This is a genomic window from Qipengyuania pacifica (assembly GCF_019857205.1).
Classification (GTDB): Bacteria; Pseudomonadota; Alphaproteobacteria; order Sphingomonadales; family Sphingomonadaceae; genus Qipengyuania; species Qipengyuania pacifica.
Map to the genome: position 1 here is coordinate 202,973 of NZ_JAHWXO010000006.1, position 23,061 is coordinate 226,033.

Sequence of the window (23,061 nt, forward strand, 5' to 3'; positions counted from 1 at the left end):
GTGGGCGCGGCAAGGATTGAACTTGCGACCCCACCCGTGTGAAAGATGGGTTTTAGGACACATGCGGAAGCATGCGGACGAAAATTATACTTGAAAAACAGGATCTTTCGTCTATGGTCATCCTCAAGCGTGCGCATAAGTTTTTCATACTTTTTTCATACTTTTTCGATTTGCGGCGCGGATGGAGGATGGCTTGCCGGACCTCAGCAAGATCGGATCGCGCGACAAATTGAAGCCGAGAGCGGACAAGGAGCCTTATTGGCAGCGCCTCCAAGCCGGCTGGTATGTCGGGTATAGGCCCTCCAAACTTGGAAGCCATGGAACCTGGTTCGCTCGCGCTTACGATGAGGATCTGCGGAAGTATCGCCGAAAGGCGCTCGGACGGTTTGGATCTCTCACTGGCAACGACGTATTTGCTGCGGCGAGGAAAGAAGCCGAGGCGTTTGCGGAACTCGTCGAGAGCGGAGGCATCCAAGTTGAGAAGCTTGAGACCGTGGCCGACGCATGTCGAGCCTATTTGAGCGAAAAGCCAGGCTCGATCGCAGAGGGCGTGTTTCGCCGCCATGTTTTCGGCGATCCACTCGCGCGGATCAAGCTCTCCAAGCTTCGGAGACGACACCTTCGCGACTGGCGAAAGCGCCTGGAAGATACTCCCGCATTGATCAGTCGAAGCAAGAAAGGCGAGAAACGAGTCAAGGTCCGTTCGGCTGCCACGATCAACCGAGATATGGTGCCGCTTCGCGCAGCGCTTTGGCGAATTTTACCGCCCGGCGCACCGAAGACAGACGCGGCGTGGCAAGAGGCGTTGAAGCCCATCAAAGGCGCCGATAGGAGGCGAGACCTCTATCTGGACAGGCAAGAACGTCGTCGGCTGCTTGCGGAGCTCGACGCCGATATTGAACCATTCGTGCGTGCACTGTGTTTGCTTCCGCTTCGGCCGGGTGCGTTGGCTGCGCTCAATGTGAGCAACTTTGAGAAACGGACGAGAACACTTACAATCGGGTCCGACAAGAACGGCGTGCCCCGACAGATATCGGTGCCGGAAAGCATCGCCAGCTTCTTGAGCGAGCAGTCCAAAAGCAAGCTGCCTTCTGCATGGTTGTTTACTCGTAGTGACGGCATCCCATGGTCGAAAGATATGTGGAAGGGTCCGATCAAGAAGGCTGTGGTAGCATCTGAGCTGCCTGCGCAAACATCAGCATACACTTTGCGCCACAGCGTGATAACCGACTTGGTTCGCGGTGGTCTTCCCATTCTTACGGTTGCGCAAATGGCGGATACTAGTGTCGCTATGATCGAACGCCACTATGGGCATCTTGTTCGAAACGACGCTGAGGAGGCCTTGGCGCAACTTGTGCTTTGATTGCCAAGCGACTCTCGACTAGCAGGCACCCAGCCAATCTACCCGCAGCCGATCAAGGCCGACGACAACACCCTCTGCGGTGACTTCAAACCCGAAGTCATCATTCGACGGCTCAAAGCCCTCGAGAACCCAGTGATCCCCTGCATCAGTTACAATTGCAGCTCCCCGAGGAAGGTGCTCGAGCCGTCCGCTGATCCTTTTCCGATTCGCATTCATGTCGAGCTGTATGCCATCCATCGCGCGATAACGCTCTTCACATATCCAGGTGTTTCTCGATTTTTCGGTATCCCGCCGGCTCGCGACACAGCGCCAGGGCCTGCGTTGTAAGCGGCCAGCGCGAGATGGATCGCGCCGAAGCGATCGAGCATCTGCTTCAGATACCGCGCGCCACCGTCGATGTTCTGAACCGGATCGTGGCGATTGCTGACACCAAGTTGCCTCGCGGTTCCCGGCATGAGTTGAGCGAGCCCCGCCGCGCCAGCCGGACTGATTGCCATGGGATTGAAGCGAGATTCTTGCCACACCAGAGCCAGGAGGAGGCGAGGGGGGAGCGAGTATCGCGCTTCTGCTTGCCGAATGAGTGGCTCGTACAGGGCTTCCTTGAAGCTTCGATCGATATGATCCGGTTCGCCATCTGGCTTGCCGAGATAGAACGCAGTTGGGTGGACACCGGGACCTTGGTCGCTTGTAACCTCAACCTTGCCTAGGTCGTGATCGAAAACCTGAAATTCCTGCGCGCAGGCAGATCCAGAGATCGCAATCGCAAAGGCACCGCACCCACAGGTCACCAAGGACATTCTCATCGCACTACCTTTCGCCTTGTTTCGACTCGTGCGAGAACATAAGTAGAACACTGAGGTGTAGGAAATCGGGAACTGGATTTTGGGGCTGCCGACCAAACAGAACGCGACGTCGAAAGGGGCAATGGACGGGATTCGCGCAGGCTGATCGCAGAGCAGCGCCTACTGTGCCGGCTTTGGCGCAAAGCGTGCCGCCATATGCGCGAACACGACCGGAATTCGCGCGAATCGTCGAAGGAAGCTGATTCGTTCCTTCCTCTATGTTCTCTTAATGTTCTTTTCGTTTTCCTACAGGCTTCCTTCGCGGTTAGCCGGTAAGTTGATCACCTCTGGAGCTAAGGATTCGTCGATGACCAACATAGCGCTCTTTGCCGAACAACAGGTTCGCGCCGACCTCGCCCGGCTGCTTTTGGCTGCCGTCGAAGCAAGCGGCCGTCACCGCTGCGACATCGCGCGCGACGCGCAGATCCATAAGGATGCTATGCGCCGCGTCCTTGCCGGTGAACGCTCGGCCAGCCTAGGGGAAGCCCTGCGCATTCTCGCCGCGAGCGGCGTCGCGCCGCACGCACACCTGCTTCTTTTCCTCGTCAGCAGCGGAGATCACGCGATTGCGTGGCTGCAATCGGACCTCGCACAATTTTTCGAGGACTTTTCCGGCGAGCTGCCTTCAGCGCTCGAGCGTGTCTTGGGCAACCAGGTTCATGAGGTGAAGCCGCGTTGGGCCAAGGGCACCGCGCAACGTGTTGCACGGCTGCTTTCAGACCACATCGATGAGCTCGAACGTAAGGATGCGCTGCTTGGCGATGTCTTCACCGTTGCCGATGGAGGCCATCGTGGGTGAAGAGATCGACAAAGGATCGACAGAGCCACGCCAGGTGACGCGGCTCATTCACTTGCCCGAGGTTCAGCACCGTGTCGGGCTTGGCCGTTCGACGATCTACCGCTGGATGGCCGAAGGCAAGTTTCCGGGACCGGTGGAGCTCGGTGGGTATTCGGTCGCTTGGGAAGAGCGAGCTATCGATGTTTGGATATCCCAACGCCTCGATAGCGCATAGTCCTATTGGCGAATGCTGAACACATTACCCTCGACGTCGCAATCTGTGGCTTCAAACGAGCGCTGTCGCACAGATGGAGACAGGAATGGGGCCGTGAGCAGACTTTCCGGTTTCAGCCATGGTCACGTCTGAACCGGACATTCTGCTTCTGCCAAAAACTATGGATATCTGGGGTCGACATTTCGATATCGTCGACTCGATAGAATACAAAGTCTGCGGCCCATCACCACATGTTACATTCGATCCAGAACTGCATGGCGGAACGGATCCTGTCATCTAGACTAAACGGATGACGGCTATCGCCGTCTCGTGTCCAGAAAGGTACACCCCTCGAAGCGATCGAGGCGTTCTTAGCGGTGGCGGAAGCGGGCGGGGTGCGCGCAGGGGCGGCGACGCTGTCGCTCAGCCCGTGAGCGACCAGTCGAAGGATCGCCGCGCTGGAGGCCTTTCTCGATATCGATCTGTTCAATCGCTCGAACGGCGGACTGCAACTCACCGCGGCTGGAATGACCTATCGCAATGCGGCCGAGGCAGCGATCGAAGCGCTCGGTCGCGTCCAAACCATGGGTACCCCCAAGCGCGACGCGACTCTTACCGTAGCGGCATCGCACAGTCTCGCCCTGCGGTGGCTGATTCCCCGAAGCGGCGATTTCGCTCTTACAACCGGTGTACATCTCGACGTTCGACCGACCCGCGATCCGAACATCCTGCGTTCCGGGGAAGCACAGTTGGCGATCTGGGCCTCGTTCCAGGATCCGGATCTCCTTTCGGAAAACGTCTTGGAAGTTCTGGGGTGCCCCGTCTCCGCTCCATCGCTCATTGAAGAACAAGGCGGTGAACTGGGCGAAGCCGACATCGCTCGCCTTCCTCTACTCGCGCCGCGCTTGCCGGAGAATCTCTGGCCGCGCTGGCTCGCCTTGGCCGGTCTTGATCACGAAGAGATCGACGTTCGACTGTTCGATACGAATGTGCTCGCATACGAGGCCGCGGCTGCAGGACTCGGCGTCGCTCTCGCGATCCCTTTCATGTGCGAGGAGCACCTGGCCCGCGGTTCGCTGGTCCCGTGCGGCCAGTCGCGACTGATCGGGGAGCATTACAGACTCTATCGGCGCCGCAGCCGTGCGGGTCCGTCCGCACCGGAAACGCATTTCATCCATTGGGCGCGCAGGGAGGCAAGGAAGGCGGGCGATCGCTTCGCGGCAATTGGTTGATCAACCTTCTAGCCGATCCGCACCAAGGTGGCGCTGGCGGTGACGATAAGCCTTTCCTCGGCACCATTGCTCGCATGGAAATCGGCAGTCACCACCACCTGACGCTTACCCGCGCGTTTAACCGTTGCATTGGCATACACTCGGTCACCGACACGTGCAGGGCCGAGCATATGCGTCGTCACATTCGCAGTAACGACCGCTCCGCATTGCGAAACCGCAGCAAAACCGCACACGATGTCAGCCAGGCTTGAAAGCACCCCGCTATGTAGCGTTCCGTGCGACTGGGTTAGGTCCGGACGCACGGTTAGCGCCAGTTCGCAGGTTCCTTGCCAGCAGCGGACGACTTCCAGGCCCAAGAAGCTGGTGAAGGGCGAGGCGGCGACGCCTTCGCGTTCGATATGGGCGCGCATAGCTTCCGGTGTGTCGGGCAAGGTCATTCGAACGCTCCTTCAGGACGAGCTATCAATAGCCGTTCGGGCGATACTCGCCCTGTCAGCAAATCGCGAAAGGCTTCTACGATCGCGTCCGGTCCGTCGACATGCTCGCGGATGAACCAGTCGGTCGATCGCGAGGCGAATTCCGCAATCGCGGCCGCGCGATCACGTTCGAATACCTCAAGGCCATTGAGCGCGATCTCCCTACCGATCCGCTCCGGTGCGAAAAACACGGTATCGTCGTTCAACGAGGCGGCTCCCGCATGTGTTGCCCCGATCCGCACGACACGGAGGGCATCGCCGTTCCGCTCGCTCAGACCGCGGATAAGGGAAGGGTCTCCGGTAAAATCCAGGATGAGCGTGCCGGCGGCAAGCTGCGGAAGCTCATCATGAGCCGCGACGCTGTCGTAGACCATTGTGCGCTCGACGAAATCCCGGTTACGCGCGCTCGTCAGCCCGAGCAACGGCGGACCGTCACCGTGGCGTAGGGCATAGCCAAGTGCGCTCTTGCTGGACGCGCTGGTCACCGCGATCTGTGACGCTCCGAACCAGTTCTCCTCACGTAACCAGCGATCGAGCACGAGGCCCAGCACTACCAGCGGGCGAAACAGCAGCGCATCTTCGCGCTCGCGGAGCGAACCGGCCGCGGGAAGATATCTGTTGTATCCGCGGTCGACCGCCGCGCGCTCGTCGCTCGTTTCCCGCCATCCTCCTTTTGCTGGCTCAAGACGCAGAATGGCGTGCGATGCCATCGGAACCAGTCCGTAAGCGATCGTTCCATTGGCGAGGCGCACCTCGCCCCAGGCAGGCGGCACGATCCTGGGAGGCTCGGTCGGAAACAGTTTCCAGTAGCCGAACTGACCGCCGGTCAGGGCATAGGTCACGACATTGGCGGTTAGCGCGAGTTGCAGCACCGCTCCCGGTTTGAAAGGAAAGATGGGGTTCCACTCGATCCTGTCAGATCGCAGATCTTCCCGCTCCAGCTCGTATCGCCACGCCATCGAGCGGTTGTAGCAGGAGTGTTGCAGAATTGCTGTTGCCCGACAAGCAACACCGTGCCGGTCTGCGCAATACCCGGCCCGGCCAAGCCTTCGTTACATGCGGCCCCGTTCGCAGTTGCAGCAAATCGGATCGGGCCAACGATGAATCTCGCGCTTCTCGCTTTAACCATAACCGCCGGCGCTATCGTCACCTCCCCTCTGCAAGCTCAGGATTTGCCTTCCGAAGCGGAGGGCCCGGTCGTGAAGGACCCCGCCAATACCATCGTGGTGACCGGCACCCGCAGCGCCGGACGTAGCGCACTGGAGGCAGCTGTACCGGTGGACGTTGTCAGCGAAGAGGAGCTGAACGCCACCGGGTATGCCGATCTCAACCGCGCGCTGAATTTCCTCGAGCCGTCGGTCAATTCTCCGCGCGCGGCCACCACCGCCACGGCGGCGAACACGCGGCCGATCACGCTACGCGGCCTGTCGCCCGATCAGACGCTCGTGCTCGTTAACGGCAAGCGCCGCCACACCAACGCCGTGCTCAATGTAAACAATTCGATCGGGCGCGGATCGGCGGGCGTCGATCTCGACACGATCCCTCAGAACGCGATCCAGCGGATCGAGATCCTGCGCGACGGCGCGGCAGCGCAGTATGGCTCGGACGCGATCGGCGGGGTAGTGAACATCATCCTGAAGGACGATGCCCAGGGCGCTTCGTTCGAACTGCTGGGTGGCATCACCGAGGAAGGCGACGGGCTCAACGGGCTCGCCTCGACCAGCGGCGGGCTGCCGATCGGTCGGGGCGGTCATTTGACTCTCAGTGCATTGGTCCGCGCGCAGGAAGCGACCAACCGCGCCTTTGTCGATCAGCGCTTCGACCGGGTAACCTACCGGATAGGCGATCCGGAAGCCTCGCTTTTTGGCGGATCGGTCAATTTCGGCCTGCCACTCGGCGACGCGGAACTCTACGGTTTCGGCACGGTCGCGCAAAAAATTTCGAACAACGGTGCGGGCTTTCGCGTGCCCGGCACCTCGCTGCTCTATCCCGACGGTTTCCTGCCGGTCATCGAACCGCACATCTGGGATGGCAGCGGGACCTTAGGTATCTCCGCCGATCTCGGCGGCTTCGCGCTCGATCTGAGCCAGACCTACGGCCGCAACGAGGCGGATTTCCGCGTCTTCGATACGGTGAATGTGTCGCTGGGTCTCGACAGCCCGACCAGCTTTGATTCGGGCGGCGTGACCTATGAACAATATGTCACCGATTTCGGCGTCTCGCGCTCGCTCGGACTTCTCGCCGGAGGCAATATCGCCGCCGGCGCGCAGTACCGCCGCGAAACCTACGCCATCCGCGAGGGAGAACCCGCCGCTTCGACCGGAGTCGGTGCGGACGGTTTCGCGGGGTTCGCTCCGCGCCGACCGGTGAATGAGGCGCGCGATGCCTTTGCATTCTATCTCGACGCCGAGCTGCGCCCGATCGAGGCGCTGCTGATCGGCGGGGCGGTCCGTTACGACGAGTATGACGATTCCGGTGGAGAGACGACCTGGCGGGTTTCAGCCCGCGCCGATCTGACAGAGGGCCTGGCGCTGCGCGGCGCGATCGGAACTGCGTTCCGCGCGCCTTCGTTGCAACAGCAGAATTTCAGCGCGGTGCAGGGCGCACTTTCGGCAGGGCAGCTGGTTTCGGTAGCGACGCTGCCGGTGAGCGACCCGATCGCGCGCGCGTTGGGTGCGGGAGATCTGCGACCCGAGCGCTCACGTAATTACAGCGCGGGTATCGTGCTGGAGCCGACGCCCCGCCTCGCTTTCACCCTGGATGCGTTTCACATCCAAATCGATGATCGCATCGCGCTGAGTGAACAGCTGCGCGGGGCGGCGGTGAATGCCATTCTGGCCGGCGCTGGTATAGTTGGCTTCTCGCAGGTACGCTTCTTCACCAACGCGGTCGATACCAGGACTACCGGTGTGGAGGCCACCGCGCGCTGGTCGGCCAGCCTCAGTCCGGAAACGCGGGCAAGCATGGATGTCGGCTTCGCGCTCTATGACACGGAATTGGAAAGTCTCCGCGCCAATCCGGTGCTGCCGACTCTGCCGTTGCTCGGCGAGAAGTCGATCTTGTTCCTGACCGAAGCGCAGCCGCGCGACAAGCTAACCGTGCAGGCTGTCGTCGAGCACCGGTCAGTGAGCGCACGTGCAGCGCTGACCCGTTTCGGCACCTACACCTCGCAACCGCTCGTGGAGACGCAGACCTTCGATGGCGGCACGTCATTCGACCTGTCGCTGAGCTACGCCCTGTCTTCCGCGATCATGCTTACCGCCGGCGTGCAGAACCTGTTCGACGACCGGCCGGAAGAGATTGCTGATCAGGCGCGCTTCATCGCCGCAACCGGCGGCAGCTTTCCCACGGGCGAGGAGACGCCGCTCGGCGTCAACGGGCGTAGCTATTTCGTGCAGCTACGAGGGAATTTCTGATGGTGTCGCGTCGCGCATTGCTTGGCCGGACGGCGCTGGCGCTGGCTGCGTCTCGCTTCCTGTCTCCGGTAACGGCCATCGCTGTGCAACCGCAACCATATGCCGATGGCGATCCCTTTATGCTCGGCGTCGCCTCGGGCGATCCGCGTCCTGATGGGTTCGTGCTCTGGACTCGGCCTTTGGGTCTGTCGGGCACTGCTACGGTCGGTGTGGAGATCGCCGACGACGATGGTTTCCGCAGGATCGTGCGCAGTGGTTCGGTCACCGCAAGTCCTGCGCGCGGGCACGCAGTGCATGTGGAGCCGGTCGACCTCGATCCAGCACGCACTTATTTCTACCGTTTTCACCTCGATGGAGCGACGAGCCCCATCGGTCGCACAGCCACGATCGATCCGCAGGCCACGCGCATGCGCCTCGCGCTCGCGGCCTGCCAGCATTGGGAACATGGCTGGTTTTCCGCCTATCGGGACATGGTCGCGCAGGAGATCAATGTTCTCCTGCATGTCGGAGACTACATCTACGAGAAGTCTTTCGGGACCGGCCCCGACGTTCGCAGTTTCGGCGCGCCCGATCCGTTCACGCTGGACGAGTATCGCGTTCGTCATGCGCTCTACCGCACCGATCCCGATCTGCAGGCCGCCACCGCTGCCTTCCCGATCATCGCGACCTGGGACGATCACGAGGTAGAGAATGACTATGCCTCGCTTCAGGGCAGCGTCACAGAAGACCCTGCCGCTTTCGTTGCGCGCAGGGCCGCTGCCTATCAGGCATGGTTCGAACACATGCCGATATCGCCGCGCCGCTTAACACCGCATGGCGCGGCGGACATTGTGCGCAGATTCGAATGGGGCGCGCTAGCCAGCCTCTCGGTTCTCGACTGCCGCCAGTTCCGCACGTCGCAGCCGTGTGGACGCGGCGGGCAGGTGATCGCGGACTGCGCGGAGGTCTTCGATCCGGTGGCGACCATGCTCGGGCTCGAACAGGAGGCGTGGTTGCGCAATCGCCTGGCGAACGAGCGCACCCGTTGGAGCCTGATCGGTCAGGCGACGATGGTCTCGCGGCTGCCCTTGCCGGGCGGAGGCGATGCGCGCTGGTCCGATATCTGGGATGGCTACGCCGCCTCTCGCGACCGCCTGATCGCTGCACTGCGCCAGCCGGCGGTGCGCAATGCGGTGCTGCTTGGCGGCGACGTCCATTCCTTCTGGGCCAACGACATCCCATCCGATCCGGAGTGGATGGGATGTCGTTGGTCGCGAGCGAGATCGTCACGTCCTGTCTCGCCTCGCGCAGCGGCCCCGAAGAGCTCTTCACAGGCATCCAGGGCCGCAATCCGCAGGTCCGCTTCCATGATAATGATAACGCCGGATACACTCTGCTCGACATAGATGCTGAACGGATCGACGGCCGGTTTCGCGCAGTTCGTGATCTGACGGATCCCAATAGCGCCAGCTTCGATTTGCGCCGGTTCGCTATCGAGGACAGGGCGCCCGGGGTGAGAATTTAGTTTTGAAATGAGCGTTTAGGCTTTGTAGATCGTACGAATCTAACTTCCGAAACGCTATTGGGGGATGCCGGGTTGAGCTTCTTGGTTCTCGCCAAACGTGAGCGTACAGCTTGACGGGCGAGATGCTCCAGATTGGCAGAGCCCCGGCAGATTGGTTCGATCCCGAATTACGTCGATACTCGTCAATGAATGCAGTCATCGCTTTACTGCTCCGCCTGGTCAAAATATCACGACGCTTTGCGCACAGCCTCATTAGTACGCTGCAGTCCACGGTTCTCGCTCTCCAGAGTTCTCACCTTTGACAGCCCGCTCGGCGGATACTTCAACACAAGTATTGCTGTCAGCCTTGGCCGGGCTCCCTGCTTCCGCCGTCTGACGAACTATCAATTGAGCGGCCCTAGCACGTGCGACAAGTTCTCCTTACCCATCGATTGTGAGGTTCGACTGGAATGAGACCCATGACGTCTGTCACGATCATACGTGGCAAGGCGGTCCGACTCTGAAACCAGTGGAGAGAGCACTGCGGCTCATGTCACGAAAGTTTCGATCGAGATACATGGCGGCGGCGCGTCGTTCGCCATTGCTGCAAGATTGTCCGTTTCTGATTCGGCCCGGCCGACTTGACGGTCGGCTCGGGTGGCGGTGTGTTCGAGAAGCGCGGCGAGGGCATTGCCTGAATGATTCCATCGATTTTCTTGTAGATTTGTCGGGCCGCCATATGCGGATGCGAAGCGGCTTCGTCCGGATCTAACACCGGCGCGAAACATGCATCGGTCCCCTCCAGCAAGGTCATCCATTCGTCGCGCGTCCTTCGTCGGAATAGTTCCTCGAACCGATGTCTGAGGTCTGGCCAGCAGGCCGGATCGTAGCCGTTTGCAAAATCCGGTTGATCCGCAATGCCCAGCTTCTGGCAAAGCAATGTGTAAAATTTCGGTTCGAGCGACCCCAGAGAGATGTATCGATCGTCCGCGCATCGATAGGTCGAATACCAGTGCGGACCGTCAAGGATGCTGCGACCGCGCTCGTTGACGAAATGTCCTGTTGCTTTCAAACTGAGCAGCAGGTTCATCATATGCGCGCTTCCATCCACGATGGCGGCATCCACGACTTGTCCTTTCCCCGATTCACGGGCGCTAAGGATGGCGGCGAGCAGGCCGACTGCCAGATAGAGCGCGCCACCGCCGATGTCGCCGACGAGTCCGGGAGGTGCCATCGGAAGCGCACCCGGTTCGCCAGCATACCAGAGCGCGCCGGACAGTGCGATATAGTTGATGTCGTGGCCGGCGGTCTGCGCGAGAGGTCCATCCTGCCCCCAACCAGTCATCCGGCCGAACACGAGCGCCGGATTGCGATCGAGGCAAACATCGGGTCCAAGACCCAACCGTTCCATTACACCAGGACGCATGCCCTCGATGATCGCATGGCTGTGCTCAACAAGATCGAGGACGTGCTCGACCGCTGCGGACTGCTTCAAATCGAGGGATACAAATCGCTTACCGCGATTGAGAATCGCCTCACGGCCAAGGTCGATCGTATCCCGATTAGGGATAACACGATCGACAACTACAACGTCGGCTCCAAGATCTGCCAGCAACATTCCGCAAAATGGCGCTGGACCGATACCGGCAATCTCGATGACCCTGATACCAGCGAGCGGACCGCATCCCGACATCTGCAATTTCTTTCCAATGGCTCGAACACTACGGAGATCATCGCCGATCTATTATCGGGCATCAAATTCATTCAAGCTCCAAAATATTCCCAGATGGAATGTTGAATGGGCCCTGCCACCATGAACTAGAGGAATATTAGCGGCGGATAATGAATTGGACAGGTGTGACGATTTACCCAATCTGATCATTTCGGGGATGTTTGAAGTCTAAGCGGAGAAAATCCGATGGAGAGGATACATATGCGTGGAAACTGCGCAAACGGATGCAGCGCCGCCCCGTGCAAGGGGCAGCGCTAATGGAATTGCGCACCCAACTCCGCCGGGCGGCCGGCTATTTCGCCTGCAACGAAGCGTTGGTCCACGGCGAGCGCCGATTCAGCTTTGCCGAAGCGTGGTCGCGGGGGGTGCGGCTTGCGAACGCGCTGACGAACGCGGGGCTGCGGCCGGGCGACAAGATCGCCACGCTGGAGAAGAACTCGATTGAAGCGGCTGACATTTTCCTCGCGGCAGCAATCGGCAATTTCGTTCGTGTACCGCTCTATGCCCGCAATCGCCGAGAATCCCATGCCCATATGATGCGCAACACCGACTGCCGGTTAGCGCTCGTTGACAACGCGCTCTTGCCCGAGGTCGCGGGACTCGAGACCGAATTGCCCGACTTGAAGCGACTGATCGTGCGCGACGGGACTTACGAGGAATGGCTCGCCCGGGCATCTGATCAGGATCCGGACCCTACCATCTCGCCAGATGATTATTGCGTTATCCGTCACACAGGGGGCACGACCGGTGCGCCGAAGGGCGTCGCCTATACCCATCGCACGTGGATGACTTGCTGCGCTGGCTTTCTGGAGGTGGGACCAAGACCTGATCCAGGCGCGACGGTATTGCATGTGGGGCCACTTTCGCACGCCTCCGGGTTCATGTTCTCTCCCTATTGGGCGGTGGGTAGCCGCAACATTATGGTGGAGGCGTTTGACCCGGCAAGCTTCCTCGAGATACTGGAACACGAAGAGGTCGGCTATGCGTTCGTCGCTCCGACCATGCTCAACGCAGTTGTTCACCACGGCAATCCGCGTGGGCACGTTTTTCCGCGCTTGAGATGTTTGCTCAGTGCTTCTGCGCCAGTTTCCGAAGCGACGTTGCGTAAGGCCCGCTCGATTTTCGGAGACGATGTGTTGCACACCGCTTACGGACAGACCGAAATTCTGCCGGTGACTGCCCTAGGCCCAAAGGAATGGTTCGGCGAAACCGAAGGATCGACGCCGCTCCAATCGGTGGGCCGGGCGATGAGCTTTGTTGATCTCGAAATCCGTGATGCCGACGGTCGCGCTCTTGGGCCTGACGAACCCGGAGAAATTGTCGCCCGGTTCGAAAACGGCCAGATGCAAGGCTTCTGGAACGATCCTGAGGAGACCGCGCTACGCCTCGTCGACGGCTGGGTAAAGACTGGCGATATTGGTCGCATCGACGCAAACGGGTTCCTCTATCTGCTCGATCGCGCAAACGACCTGATCGTGTCGGGAGGATACAACATCTATCCGGCCGAAATCGAGAATGTGATCGCCGATCATCCTCAAGTGATTGCCGCCGCCGTATTCGGTATCCCTCATGAAAAGTGGGGCGAAACGCCGCTTGCGCTGGTCGTGGTCGCGCCCGGCACTGAATTGCCAGAGCAGGAAATAATCGATTTGGTTAGCGAACGGTTGGGTTCGTTCAAGAAGCCCGGCAAGGTCGTCTTCACCACCGAACCTCTGCCGCTCAGCAACGTCGGCAAAGTGCTACGATCGAAACTCCGAGAGCCTTACTGGGCGGGGCGGGCCAGCAGAGTTTCAGGCGCATGAGGGCAACTTCTCCTGACTCAAAAGTGGCAGACCTCGTGTCGCTCGAAGCCATCACCGTTGAGAGGCGTGGCGCGGCTTTATGGGTGCACCTAAATCGTCCAGATGCGCTGAACAGCCTGACGTTGGAAATGGCCCGCGATCTTGAGTTGGCGATCGAGACGGCCGAGGCCGATCCCGCGGTGCGGGCATTCGTCATCACCGGGACGGGACGCGCCTTTTGCGCCGGAGCCGACTTGGCCGCGCTCAATGCTTATGGTGGGTCGATCATGGAACCACTGGAGCACTTCCTGGCGGAACTCGGGCGCGTGCTCAGGCGGATCGAGTTGTCGCGCTTGCCGGTCCTTGCCGCGGTCAACGGATTGGCGCTTGCCGGCGGGCTCGAACTCGTATTGTGCTGCGATCTTGTGGTGTCTGCCGAAGACGCCAGGTTCGGTGACGCGCATGCCAACTATGGCCTTCTGCCAGGCGGTGGCGGCTCGATCCGCCTTCCCCGCAAGATCGGACCGGCGCGCGCGACCTACCTCATGATGACGGGTGAATTCGTCTCCGCGAGGGAGATGGAGCGTGCAGGACTTGTGAGCAGGGTGGTGCCAGCGGAGGCGCTCGTCGATTCAACGCAGGCGGTGGTGGAAATGCTCGCCGCCAAGAGTCCCCTTGGGCTTGTGCACATCAAGGAGTTGGCCGCAATCGCTGGAGATTGCATCCTCGAAGATGGCCTGCGCCAGGAACTCGAGATCATCGGAGCCTATGCTGCCTCACACGATCTGCGCGAGGGACTAGCGGCGTTCGCAGAGAAGCGCGAACCGGAGTTCAAAGGAAAATGAGCGACATCTATATCGCCGGCGTTGGCATGACGCAGTTCGGTCGGCAACTCGACCGCAGCCTCAAGGACCTGTCGGCGGACGCCTGTGCTCGGGCTTTCGCCGATGCCGGATGCGGCCGGGAGGACATCGAGGCGGTCTTCTTTGGCAACTGCGTGCAGGGCCACATGGAAGGGCAGGACATGATCCGTGGCGAGCTCGTAGCACGCGCGGTTGGGATGCAGGGCGTGCCAGTTGTCAACGTTGAGAATGCCTGCGCCACAGCCTCGACGGCGGTCGCGATGGCGACTGCTTATGTCCGGTCGGGTATGGCGGACATCGTGCTCGCGCTCGGCGCGGAGAAGATGTGCTCGCCTGACAAGGCCTTGATGTTCAGCGCTTTCGATGGGGCGTGGGACGTGCACGAGACGGAGTGCAGCCGCGAGACACTGCTCGCTATGGGCCAAGGCGTTGAGGTGCCAGAAGGGTCGGTGTCAAACCAACCCTACAGCGTATTCATGGACATCTACGCTGCGATGTCGCGCGCCCATATGCGCACTTACGGATCAACGCAGGCGCAGATCGCAGCGGTGTCAGCCAAAAACCACGTCCATTCGACGCACAACCCGCTCGCTCAATACCGCAAACCCTACACGGTAGAGGCCGTGCTGGCCGCACCGCCAATCGTGTTTCCGCTGACACTGCCGATGTGCTCACCGATCAGTGACGGCGCTGCGGCTGCGGTGATCTGCAACTCGGCAGGCTTGCGCAAGCTGGCGGTGTCTGACGACAGGGCAATCCGAGTACTTGCGTCGGTGCTCCAGACCAGTGCCGAGCGCGACCCTTACGACTATGATCGGCACGTCACAAGGCTGGCGGCAATGCGCGCCTATGCGATGGCGGGGCTCGGCCCGTTAGACGTCGACGTTGCGGAAGTGCACGACGCGACGGCGATGGGCGAGATCATCGAAATTGAGGCTCTGGGCCTCGTGCCGCCTGGCGAGGGAGGGATTGCTGCTGAGCGTGGCGACACCGTCATTGGCGGCCGCATCCCCGTAAATCCGTCGGGCGGCCTCGAATGCAAAGGGCACCCGATCGGCGCGACGGGTCTCGGTCAGATCTACGAACTGGTGTCGCAACTGCGTGGCGATGCCGGCGCTCGCCAGATCGAGGGAGCGCGGGTCGCGGTAGCGCAGAATGGCGGCGGGGTTCTGGGCGTGGAGGAAGCCGTCGTCGCAGTCACCATCCTTGGTCGTTAAGGAGCGGATAATATGGATTTTACACCCACTGACGAGCAGCGGATGGCAGTCGAGAGCATTCGGCGCTTCCTCGACGAAAAGCTGGAGCCTGAAATTCGCGCTCACGGCGAATGCTTCATCGAGCGGCCGTTGATGCAAAAATGGACCAGCGAACTTGCCGCCTTCGGTCATATCAGTGCCCCGCACCGCGAGGAATGGGGCGGCCTCGATATAGGTTGGCTGACGCATCTCCTGATCTTCGAAGAGATCGCTTATTCGTCGCTTGATGTCGCTATTCCAGGTTTCATCAACGCGGTCGGCGCCGAACTGATCCGGCGTAGCGCGTCACCTGAAATCCAGCAGCGTTACCTGCCCGGCTTGGTCGCCGGCGAGCTCTTCGTCTCAATGGGCATTTCCGAGCCGGACGTAGGCTCAGATGTGGCGGCGGTAAGAACGCGAGCCATTCGCGACGGCGACTATTGGGTGATCAACGGCGAAAAAACGTGGATTACAAGTGGCGCATATTCGGACCTACTTATCTGCACCTGCCGGACCGGAGAGAAGGAGATCAGCCACATCCTGGTCGATCGCGCCGAAAGTCCCTATGAAGTGCGCGATATCGAAAAGATGGCACTGAATGGTCAGTCGACCGCGCAGATTTTTCTTACCGATTGCCGCGTGCCTGCGTCCAACATGCTGGGCCAGCCAGGCGATGGACTACGAAACACGTTGAAAGTCTTTGAGATCGCGCGCTGCCACATGGCAATGTGGAGCATCGGTATTGCACGCCGCGCGCTGGACGAAGCGATCGCCTATTCGAAGGAGCGTTCCCAGCATGGCCGCAAGCTTGCGGGTCATCAACTGATCGCCGACAAGCTTGCAACCATGGCAACACGGATCGACGCGGCGAGGCTACTGGCGCACCGGGCGATCTCGCTGGTCGACGCCGACGTGCGCGCTGAGGCTGAGTGCGCGATGGCCAAATGGTATGCTACGGAGATGGCGATTGGAGTGACGCGCGATGCACTTCAGATCCATGGTGGCAACGGCGTTACGCGTGAGTTCATCGTAGAACGGCTCGTGCGCGAAGCGATTATCTGCCCGATCCCCGATGGCACGACGGAAATCCAGAAGCTCATCGTCTCGCGCGCGCTGACAGGCGTCGCCGCGTTTCGATAACAGAAGGCGCCACCCGATGCACGAAGAACTAAGATACGACGACAAGGTGGTGATCGTAACCGGTGCGGGTGGAGGGCTCGGCCGCGAGCATGCGCTAATGTTCGGCAAACGCGGTGCAAGGCTGGTTGTCAACGACCTCGGAGGGGATCGAATGGGGGATGGACGATCTTCCAGCGCAGCGGATCGGGTCGTCGAAGAGATACGATCTGCCGGCGGCGAAGCGGTTGCCAATTATGATTCGGTCGAGGATGGCGCTCGAATCGTCGAAACTGCGCTCGATGCGTTCGGCACGATCGATGTCGTGATAAACAACGCCGGCATCCTGCGCGACGTCAGCTTCCACAAGATGACAGACCAGGACTGGACGTTGATCCAGAACATCCACCTCAACGGCAGCCGGGCCGTCACTCAAGCGGCATGGCCGACGCTGCGCAACAAGGCCTACGGCCGTGTCATCATGACCAGTTCGGCGGCGGGCATCTACGGCAATTTTGGCCAGGCGAATTATGCAGCTGCCAAATTGGGTATCCTAGGTCTCGCCAATGCACTGGCCGAGGAAGGGCGTTCGCGGAACATCAACGTCAATACGATCGCTCCAATCGCGGCTTCGAGGATGACTGAAACGGTCTTTCCCAAGGCGTTGCTCGACAGGTTGCGGCCTGAGGCGGTCAGTGCGTTGGTTGGCTGGCTCGCGCACGAAAGCTGTTACGAGACCAAAGGGTTGTTCGAAATCGGTGCCGGTTATGTCGCGAAACTTCGTTGGGAACGGACGTGCGGTTATCACTTGGGTAGGAACGGCATTTTCGCGCCCGAAGAAATTGCCCAGCATTGGAACAGTATCGTCGATTTCACAGACGCTGAGCATCCAACTGTCATGAACGACAGCCTCGATGCAGTACAGCGGATCATGGCGGACGATCGCCGGGATTAATCCAAACGTATTGGTTGGCTGGCCCGAGGACTATGCTCAACACCTCTGGCATTGACATGAGCAAAAGGAATACATCGGCCGCATATTGAATTTGACGATTGGCCCAAGTCAGATCATCCTTCGCACCAAAAATTGCTTCAAATAGTTAGGGAGGTGGAACTATGAGATATTTGCTTTTGGCATCTGTTGCCTTGGTCTGGTCCGGGCCAGCGTTCGCTCAACAAGCTCAAGTCGATCAAACTGAGACGGCACCATCTGAGAAAACGTCGTCTGGAACTACTGCCGACGCCTTGTCTGACGTCATCATTGTGACGGCGACCAAGAAGGGGTACGGCGAAAACCTGCAGAATGTGCCTGTCGCGGTGACCGCATTTGGCGAAGCGCAGCTCGATGCGAAATTCGTGCAAAACCTTCAAAGCTTGAGCTACGATGTCCCCAACGTCCAGCTCGAGGGTGTCGGAACGGCTCCAGGCTACGCAAACTTCACGATCCGCGGACTGGGCATCAATAGCACCATCCCTTCCATCGACCCGACGGTTGGCGTCTTTACCGACGGAATCTATCTTGGGATCAATGCAGGCGTTGTGCTCGACAATTTCGATCTCGAGGGGATCGAGGTGTTGCGCGGCCCGCAGGGACTTCTTTTCGGCCGCAATGTAACGGGTGGGGCGGTCGTGATGCGGACGACGCGCCCGGATTTCAATTTCAGGGCCAGTACCAAGGCATCGGTGGAAACCGGTCTGAAGAAAACCGTCAGTGCAATGGTCACAGGACCGATCGCTGAGGACGTCCTGGCCGCAAAGTTGGCCGTCTACTACAGCAAGGATGAGGGATGGTTCCGCAATCAGTTTGATCAAAGCAGCTTTGGCAAATCCCGCGACATCATCATTCGCCCCGCGCTTAGCGTAAAGGGCGGCGACAACTTCCGGATGGATCTGCGCTATGAGCACGGCGACATTGATGGCGATGGCGCGCCAGTGCAGAGTCACGCGATTTTCCCGCGCGACACGTTCGGAATATCGATCGATTTTCCGGGGTACTATAATGCGACCTGGAATCAAGCAATCGCAGAGACCAACATCGATGTCGGCCTTGGAGACGGTGTGATAACCAACATCATGGGTTATCGGCAATTTCGGTCGAGGGCTGCCAGCGATATTGACGGGACGCCACAGCATTTTTTCAACGGCTACTTTAACATCAATCAAGAACAGATCAGCGATGAACTGCGTTATTCAGGAAAGATCGGCGCCGTCGAGGTGACAACCGGGCTATATTACTTCGCGCAGGACCTGGCATACGCAGAGCAACGCGACCTTTTGGGCGGTGCGAGGATCTTATCGGGTGGCGGGACTCAGGACCAAACAACCTGGGGAGCGTTCGCGTCAGCTGACTGGCATTTCAGCAATACGCTCACGCTCAATATCGGCGGGCGATACAGTTGGGAACGCAAGGCCGTGCGCATCGCACCGCTGGGTGCAAATGGGTGTGACGTGAACACGTTGCGCTGTGCCACGAACTTCATCGATGACGAAAGCTGGAAAAGCTTTACTCCGAAGCTTGGGCTACAATGGCAGCCGGATAATCAAACCCAAATCTATGGCTTCTATACCCGCGGCTTCCGCAGCGGTGGCTACAATTTGCGCAATACCGATCCCGGTGTTCCGCCCGGCCCTTTCGATCAGGAAACGCAGGACAGCTTCGAGATAGGCGCGAAGAAGCAGTTCGGAAGAAGCCGCCTCAACATCGCCTCGTTCTACAACCAGATGAAGAACCTCCAACGCGAAATCAACCTCCCGGGCCCGCTGGGAGTCAGCCAAGTGATCCGCAATACGGCGGATGCAACAATCACGGGCTTCGAAGCGGAAGGCCAGTTCTTCATTGTGCCAAATCTGGTGCTCTCAGGACAGGTTGGCTATGTTCACGGGAAATATCGCAATATCCAGTTTGACATAAGCGGCGATGGCGTCATCAACGATGTAGATCGCGACCTGAAGCTTCCCAGGCTTTCACCGTGGACCTATGGTGCCGGGCTGACCTACGATCAGACACTCGGCTCAGCAGGTACTGCAACGGCCCGCATAGACTTCACTCATCGTGACAGTGCCCGGTTCACTGACAATAATGCTGGGTTTCTGTCGCCAGCAGACATGCTCGATGCAAGTCTGACATACAAAACCGCGGACCAGATCTGGCGCTTTTCGGTTTATGGGCGCAATCTACTCAACGAGGTTACATATGGCGGTGATACGCCGTTGCCAGCCGCGTTCGGTGGCCCAGGCGCCAGCTTGTCACCCCTGAATAAGGGTCGGACGATCGGCGGAGAAGTGGCGCTGAGTTTCTAGAGTGATCTGTGATTGATTGACCAACTTCACACGAACAAACGAAGATAAAAAGGTCATAGCCTGTTCCGATTCCACAAAATCGGGACAGGCTATATACTGAGGGTCTGTCATTTGACCTTTACGATGCGAGCATGCATATGGCCGGACATATACTTGCTCCAGCCTACTGTTTCTGAGCATTAGACTCTGATGACCAATTCTGTCGCACTCGGGCGATGAGATCCCTAGCGGCGGGCTTGACCGGCCAGCGAGCACGTGCGGCGTACGCTAGCACCAGCGGTTCCAGCAGACCAGTATGTGGCAGCGTGACAAATTCGTCGCGAAACCATCCGGCAGAGGTGAATGCGCTAGCCACCAATCCGACGGAATCGGTAGCGGCCACGATCCTGCGAACGAGCGGAAAATAATCCGTCATATGGATGCGATCTTCCGGGCGCTGATCGTTCACTTCGTATATCTGTCGAATGATAGGTGTATACGGCTCGGACGACGAAGGGACGACGAAGTCGCATCGCGCCAACATCTGCTTATCGATTGCAGTTTCGGAAAGGATCGGATGGTCTTTGCGAACGAAAGGCATGATATCAACCGCTGCAATCCGCTCGCATTTGAACTGAGGCCAACCGGCAAGCGCAGCCTCGAGCCCGAAGGCGACGTCGATGTCTCCGCGCGACAGCAATTGCACTGCGCGCTCACTATTTCCCGATACGATCTCGAGACGAACTCCCTCGTGGCGTTTGAGCAACCCGATTGCGGCGTCGTTGATTAGCCAGTCCATTGAACCTGGAAAAAGGCCAATTCTGAGGAGCCCAGCGTAAGGATCAGCACCACGATTGCGTTCTCTGAACAAATCGTCTGCATCCGCGAGCAAGCGCGCCGCGCGATCGATGAAGTCGCGACCCTCAGGCGTCACCAAGATGCCGCGCGACGTTCGATTGAAGAGAGCAATTCCGAGTTGTTGCTCCAGATCGGCGACGCTCTTAGTCACAGCTGACTGTGTCACGCCCACGGCATTGGCCGCTCCTGTGAAGGAACCTATTCGAGCAACTGCGACCGCATATTTGAGACGGGAATCAAGCACAGATGGGCCTTCTATGGGTTCTCGACTCCCTACGCTACAGGGAGGTGTCCGTCGTCAGAACATTTGGCACAACTCGCGGCGTGTGCTTGCGGAGTGTGGGCCTCGTCTTGGATTGATGTTTAAGCGGCGAGCTTGCGGTGTTGCAAGCGCCGATATTCGAGTGTCTGTCGTTTGATCCTTTCTCGTCGTTTGATGATCTCGGGTGCCCTGCCGAAGTAGGCGTCGGCAGGTGTCACATTGTCGAGGCTCTCGTGGTAGCGCTGGTGATTGTAGTGCTCGACGAACGCCTCGATTTGCTGTTCGAGATCGCCGGGCAGGCAGTAGTTTTCCAGCAGGACGCGGTTCTTCAATGTCTGGTACCAGCGCTCGATCTTGCCCTGTGTCTGCGGATGGAAGGGCGCACCGCGCACATGGTCCATTTGTTTGCCGTCGAGATAATCCGCCAGTTCCCCGGCGATGTAGTTGGGGCCATTGTCGCTGAGCAGACGCGGCCTATGCAAGACATTGGCATGATCACAGCCTGAGGCTTTCAGCGCCATATCGAGCGTTTCAGTGACGTCGCTGGCGCACATGGTCGAACACAGCCGCTAGGCGATGATGTAGCGTGAGTAATCGTCGAGCACCGTCGATAGATACATCCAACCCCACCCGATGATCTTGAAGTAGGTAAAGTCCGTCTGCCACATCTCGTTCGGGCGGGTGGTCTTCGTATGGAACACCTCTGCCGCCTTGATGACCGTGTAGGCCGGGCTGGTGATCAGATCATGGGCCTTGAGCAGAAGGTAAACCGTGGCTTCCGATACGAAGTAGCGCTTCTCGTCGGTGAAGCGCACCGCCAGTTCGCGCGGAGACAGATCGGTCTGTTCCAGCGCCATCTCGACGATCTCATCCTGGACCTCGGGCGCGATCCTGTTCCACACCCGGCTTGGCGCAGATGGCCGGTCTGCCAGTGCCTCCGGTCCGCCTTCAAGGAAGCGGTCATACCAGCGGTGGAAAGTGCGCCTTGCCACGCCGAGCTGGTCCAGCGTGCGCGTGGCTGGCAGGTGCGACTGCTCGACGATCCGGATAATCCCCAGCTTCTCGGATGCGGGATATCTCATTCTTCGTCTCCCCCATCCGCGATCATGCTTTTTTTGAGCAACCGATTCTCCAGGGTGAGGTCCGCTACGCATTCCTTCAGATCGCGGGCCTCACGGCGAAGATCCTTCACCTCGTCAGTGGTCGCAGAACGGGCCGTATCGCCAGCAAGCCTGCGCTTGCCGGCCTCCATGAACTCCTTGGACCAGGTGTAATACAGGCACTGGGCAATGCTCTCACGGCGGCACAGTTCGGCAATGGAAGCATCGCCGCGCAGACCCTCCAGAACGATCCGGATCTTGTCGTCGGCGGAGAAGTGTCGGCGAGTCTTGCGCCGAATGTCCTTTACGACCTGCTCGGCAGGCATCTTGGATTTTGAGGATTTGGGCTTCATCTTCGTTCCTTCGTCACTACGACGAAGCCCAAATCCTCCTTAACTTACAACCTCAAATCTGTGCCATAGGCGCTGACGGGGAACAAGTCCGGATGTGATGCCTCTTCTGCCTGCCTTTAGCTCAAGTTTTTCGAAGCCGACCTGCTCCATGGTTTCACCGAACCGTGGAATTTTCAAGTCGCCTCGACCGACTTGATCCAGTCGTCAATTTCTGACTCGATCCAGACAGTACATTTCGAACCCAGCGATCGAGAGCGGGGGAATGACCCGTCCCGCATCCGCTGATAGATCGCTGATCGTCGCATTCCGACGCGGGCCATAACTTCGGGTAGCCGAACAAGCCGCTCCTGAAATCTGGCTTCTCGATTAACCGTGCCGGATAATTCGGCACTCTCGCGCTTCGGGTCTGACATCCTGTCTTCCTGGTAACATAGCGATCCTCCCCAGGATTGATTGCGGGATACCAAACGCTCTCAGGTGTAGGAAAGCAAGAAGAACAGAAAAAGAACAAGCAGCATTGGAATGAAGCGTTTGCGAATGTGCCGGCTCAGGTGTCTGTGCGTCGGGCCCTGGACAGACCACTGATCCGACATTTTTCACCAGCAAGCTGCTTCAGCACCGCACGCAGTGACCACGAATCTTTTTCATACTTTTTTCATACACAATCCATGATGTCAG

The 23,061-nt window shown here is 59.2% G+C and carries 20 protein-coding genes and 2 pseudogenes; 14 read left to right on the forward strand and 8 right to left on the reverse strand.

Going from position 1 to position 23,061, the window contains the following annotated elements:
• Positions 1 to 193 precede the first annotated feature (193 nt).
• The gene (locus KYK83_RS11645) at positions 194 to 1,363 is read left to right on the forward strand and encodes a tyrosine-type recombinase/integrase (protein ID WP_233457121.1); all 1,170 of its coding nucleotides are present in this window, start codon (positions 194 to 196) and stop codon (positions 1,361 to 1,363) included.
• An 18-nt stretch (positions 1,364 to 1,381) separates the two neighbouring features.
• On the opposite strand, the gene KYK83_RS11650 is transcribed toward KYK83_RS11645, so the two are convergent.
• Both KYK83_RS11650 and KYK83_RS11655 read right to left on the reverse strand, forming a co-directional pair.
• Positions 1,382 to 1,600 (reverse strand): DUF5818 domain-containing protein, encoded by a 219-nt coding sequence (locus KYK83_RS11650; protein WP_011413095.1) that lies wholly within the window; start codon positions 1,598 to 1,600, stop codon positions 1,382 to 1,384.
• Entirely contained in the window at positions 1,576 to 2,160 is a 585-nt protein-coding gene (locus KYK83_RS11655) for a lytic transglycosylase domain-containing protein (protein ID WP_222828383.1), read from the reverse strand. Before KYK83_RS11655 ends, KYK83_RS11650 begins: the two co-directional genes overlap by 25 nt.
• Positions 2,161 to 2,512: 352 nt before the next feature.
• On the opposite strand from KYK83_RS11655, the gene KYK83_RS11660 reads away from it, so the two are divergent.
• From KYK83_RS11660 to KYK83_RS11675, 4 genes and pseudogenes are all read left to right on the forward strand, one after another.
• Positions 2,513 to 3,004, forward strand: a complete 492-nt coding sequence (locus tag KYK83_RS11660; RefSeq protein ID WP_222828357.1) for a hypothetical protein — start codon at positions 2,513 to 2,515, stop codon at positions 3,002 to 3,004.
• Positions 2,997 to 3,218 carry a helix-turn-helix transcriptional regulator gene (locus KYK83_RS11665; protein WP_041685475.1) on the forward strand — a complete coding sequence of 74 codons (222 nt, stop codon included), beginning with the start codon at positions 2,997 to 2,999 and terminating at the stop codon, positions 3,216 to 3,218. Before KYK83_RS11660 ends, KYK83_RS11665 begins: the two co-directional genes overlap by 8 nt.
• A 425-nt stretch (positions 3,219 to 3,643) precedes the next feature.
• Positions 3,644 to 3,712: pseudogene (locus KYK83_RS17620) on the forward strand (helix-turn-helix domain-containing protein); the annotation flags it as partial.
• Between the two features lie 12 nt (positions 3,713 to 3,724).
• Positions 3,725 to 4,429: a LysR substrate-binding domain-containing protein gene (locus KYK83_RS11675; RefSeq protein ID WP_222828358.1), complete on the forward strand. Its 705-nt coding sequence runs from the start codon at positions 3,725 to 3,727 to the stop codon at positions 4,427 to 4,429.
• A gap of 8 nt (positions 4,430 to 4,437) precedes the next feature.
• Here the strand turns inward: KYK83_RS11675 and KYK83_RS11680 are convergent, their stop codons facing one another.
• Positions 4,438 to 4,866: a PaaI family thioesterase gene (locus KYK83_RS11680; RefSeq protein WP_011413157.1), complete on the reverse strand. Its 429-nt coding sequence runs from the start codon at positions 4,864 to 4,866 to the stop codon at positions 4,438 to 4,440.
• Complete coding sequence (locus tag KYK83_RS11685; protein WP_011413158.1) at positions 4,863 to 5,864, reverse strand: DUF2855 family protein; 1,002 nt, start codon at positions 5,862 to 5,864, stop codon at positions 4,863 to 4,865. Before KYK83_RS11685 ends, KYK83_RS11680 begins: the two co-directional genes overlap by 4 nt.
• A gap of 141 nt (positions 5,865 to 6,005) precedes the next feature.
• On the opposite strand from KYK83_RS11685, the gene KYK83_RS11690 reads away from it, so the two are divergent.
• Positions 6,006 to 8,321 (forward strand): TonB-dependent receptor plug domain-containing protein, encoded by a 2,316-nt coding sequence (locus KYK83_RS11690; protein ID WP_222828359.1) that lies wholly within the window; start codon positions 6,006 to 6,008, stop codon positions 8,319 to 8,321.
• Positions 8,321 to 9,706, forward strand: coding sequence for an alkaline phosphatase D family protein (locus tag KYK83_RS11695; protein WP_222828360.1), 1,386 nt, complete (start codon positions 8,321 to 8,323; stop codon positions 9,704 to 9,706). Before KYK83_RS11690 ends, KYK83_RS11695 begins: the two co-directional genes overlap by 1 nt.
• A gap of 651 nt (positions 9,707 to 10,357) precedes the next feature.
• Here the strand turns inward: KYK83_RS11695 and KYK83_RS11700 are convergent.
• Entirely contained in the window at positions 10,358 to 11,497 is a 1,140-nt protein-coding gene (locus KYK83_RS11700) for a CaiB/BaiF CoA transferase family protein (protein WP_222828361.1), read from the reverse strand.
• A gap of 296 nt (positions 11,498 to 11,793) precedes the next feature.
• Between KYK83_RS11700 and KYK83_RS11705 the strand changes: the two genes are divergently transcribed.
• The 6 genes from KYK83_RS11705 (at position 11,794) to KYK83_RS11730 (ending at position 19,831) form a co-directional block, all read left to right on the forward strand.
• Entirely contained in the window at positions 11,794 to 13,338 is a 1,545-nt protein-coding gene (locus tag KYK83_RS11705) for a class I adenylate-forming enzyme family protein (protein WP_222828362.1), read from the forward strand.
• A gap of 23 nt (positions 13,339 to 13,361) precedes the next feature.
• A complete protein-coding gene (locus tag KYK83_RS11710) occupies positions 13,362 to 14,162 on the forward strand; it encodes an enoyl-CoA hydratase/isomerase family protein (RefSeq protein ID WP_222828363.1) in 801 nt (266 codons plus the stop codon).
• Entirely contained in the window at positions 14,159 to 15,397 is a 1,239-nt protein-coding gene (locus tag KYK83_RS11715; protein WP_011413165.1) for a thiolase family protein, read from the forward strand. The genes KYK83_RS11710 and KYK83_RS11715 overlap by 4 nt, the downstream gene beginning before the upstream one ends.
• A gap of 12 nt (positions 15,398 to 15,409) precedes the next feature.
• On the forward strand, positions 15,410 to 16,555 hold the full coding sequence (locus tag KYK83_RS11720; RefSeq protein WP_222828364.1) for an acyl-CoA dehydrogenase family protein: 1,146 nt from the start codon (positions 15,410 to 15,412) through the stop codon (positions 16,553 to 16,555).
• Between the two features lie 16 nt (positions 16,556 to 16,571).
• The gene (locus tag KYK83_RS11725) at positions 16,572 to 17,486 is read left to right on the forward strand and encodes an SDR family oxidoreductase (RefSeq protein WP_011413167.1); all 915 of its coding nucleotides are present in this window, start codon (positions 16,572 to 16,574) and stop codon (positions 17,484 to 17,486) included.
• Positions 17,487 to 17,647: 161 nt separating this feature from the next.
• A complete protein-coding gene (locus KYK83_RS11730) occupies positions 17,648 to 19,831 on the forward strand; it encodes a TonB-dependent receptor (protein WP_248284415.1) in 2,184 nt (727 codons plus the stop codon).
• 163 nt (positions 19,832 to 19,994) lie between these two features.
• On the opposite strand, the gene KYK83_RS11735 is transcribed toward KYK83_RS11730, so the two are convergent.
• From KYK83_RS11735 to KYK83_RS17445, 3 genes and pseudogenes are all read right to left on the reverse strand, one after another.
• Positions 19,995 to 20,912, reverse strand: coding sequence for a LysR family transcriptional regulator (locus KYK83_RS11735; RefSeq protein WP_222828365.1), 918 nt, complete (start codon positions 20,910 to 20,912; stop codon positions 19,995 to 19,997).
• A gap of 119 nt (positions 20,913 to 21,031) precedes the next feature.
• Positions 21,032 to 22,383: pseudogene (locus KYK83_RS11740) on the reverse strand (IS3 family transposase).
• 173 nt (positions 22,384 to 22,556) lie between these two features.
• Positions 22,557 to 22,796 carry an AlpA family phage regulatory protein gene (locus KYK83_RS17445; protein ID WP_011413172.1) on the reverse strand — a complete coding sequence of 80 codons (240 nt, stop codon included), beginning with the start codon at positions 22,794 to 22,796 and terminating at the stop codon, positions 22,557 to 22,559.
• Positions 22,797 to 22,832: 36 nt separating this feature from the next.
• On the opposite strand from KYK83_RS17445, the gene KYK83_RS11750 reads away from it, so the two are divergent.
• Positions 22,833 to 23,061: hypothetical protein (locus KYK83_RS11750; RefSeq protein WP_222828366.1), on the forward strand; the 229-nt coding region annotated here is incomplete at its 3' end.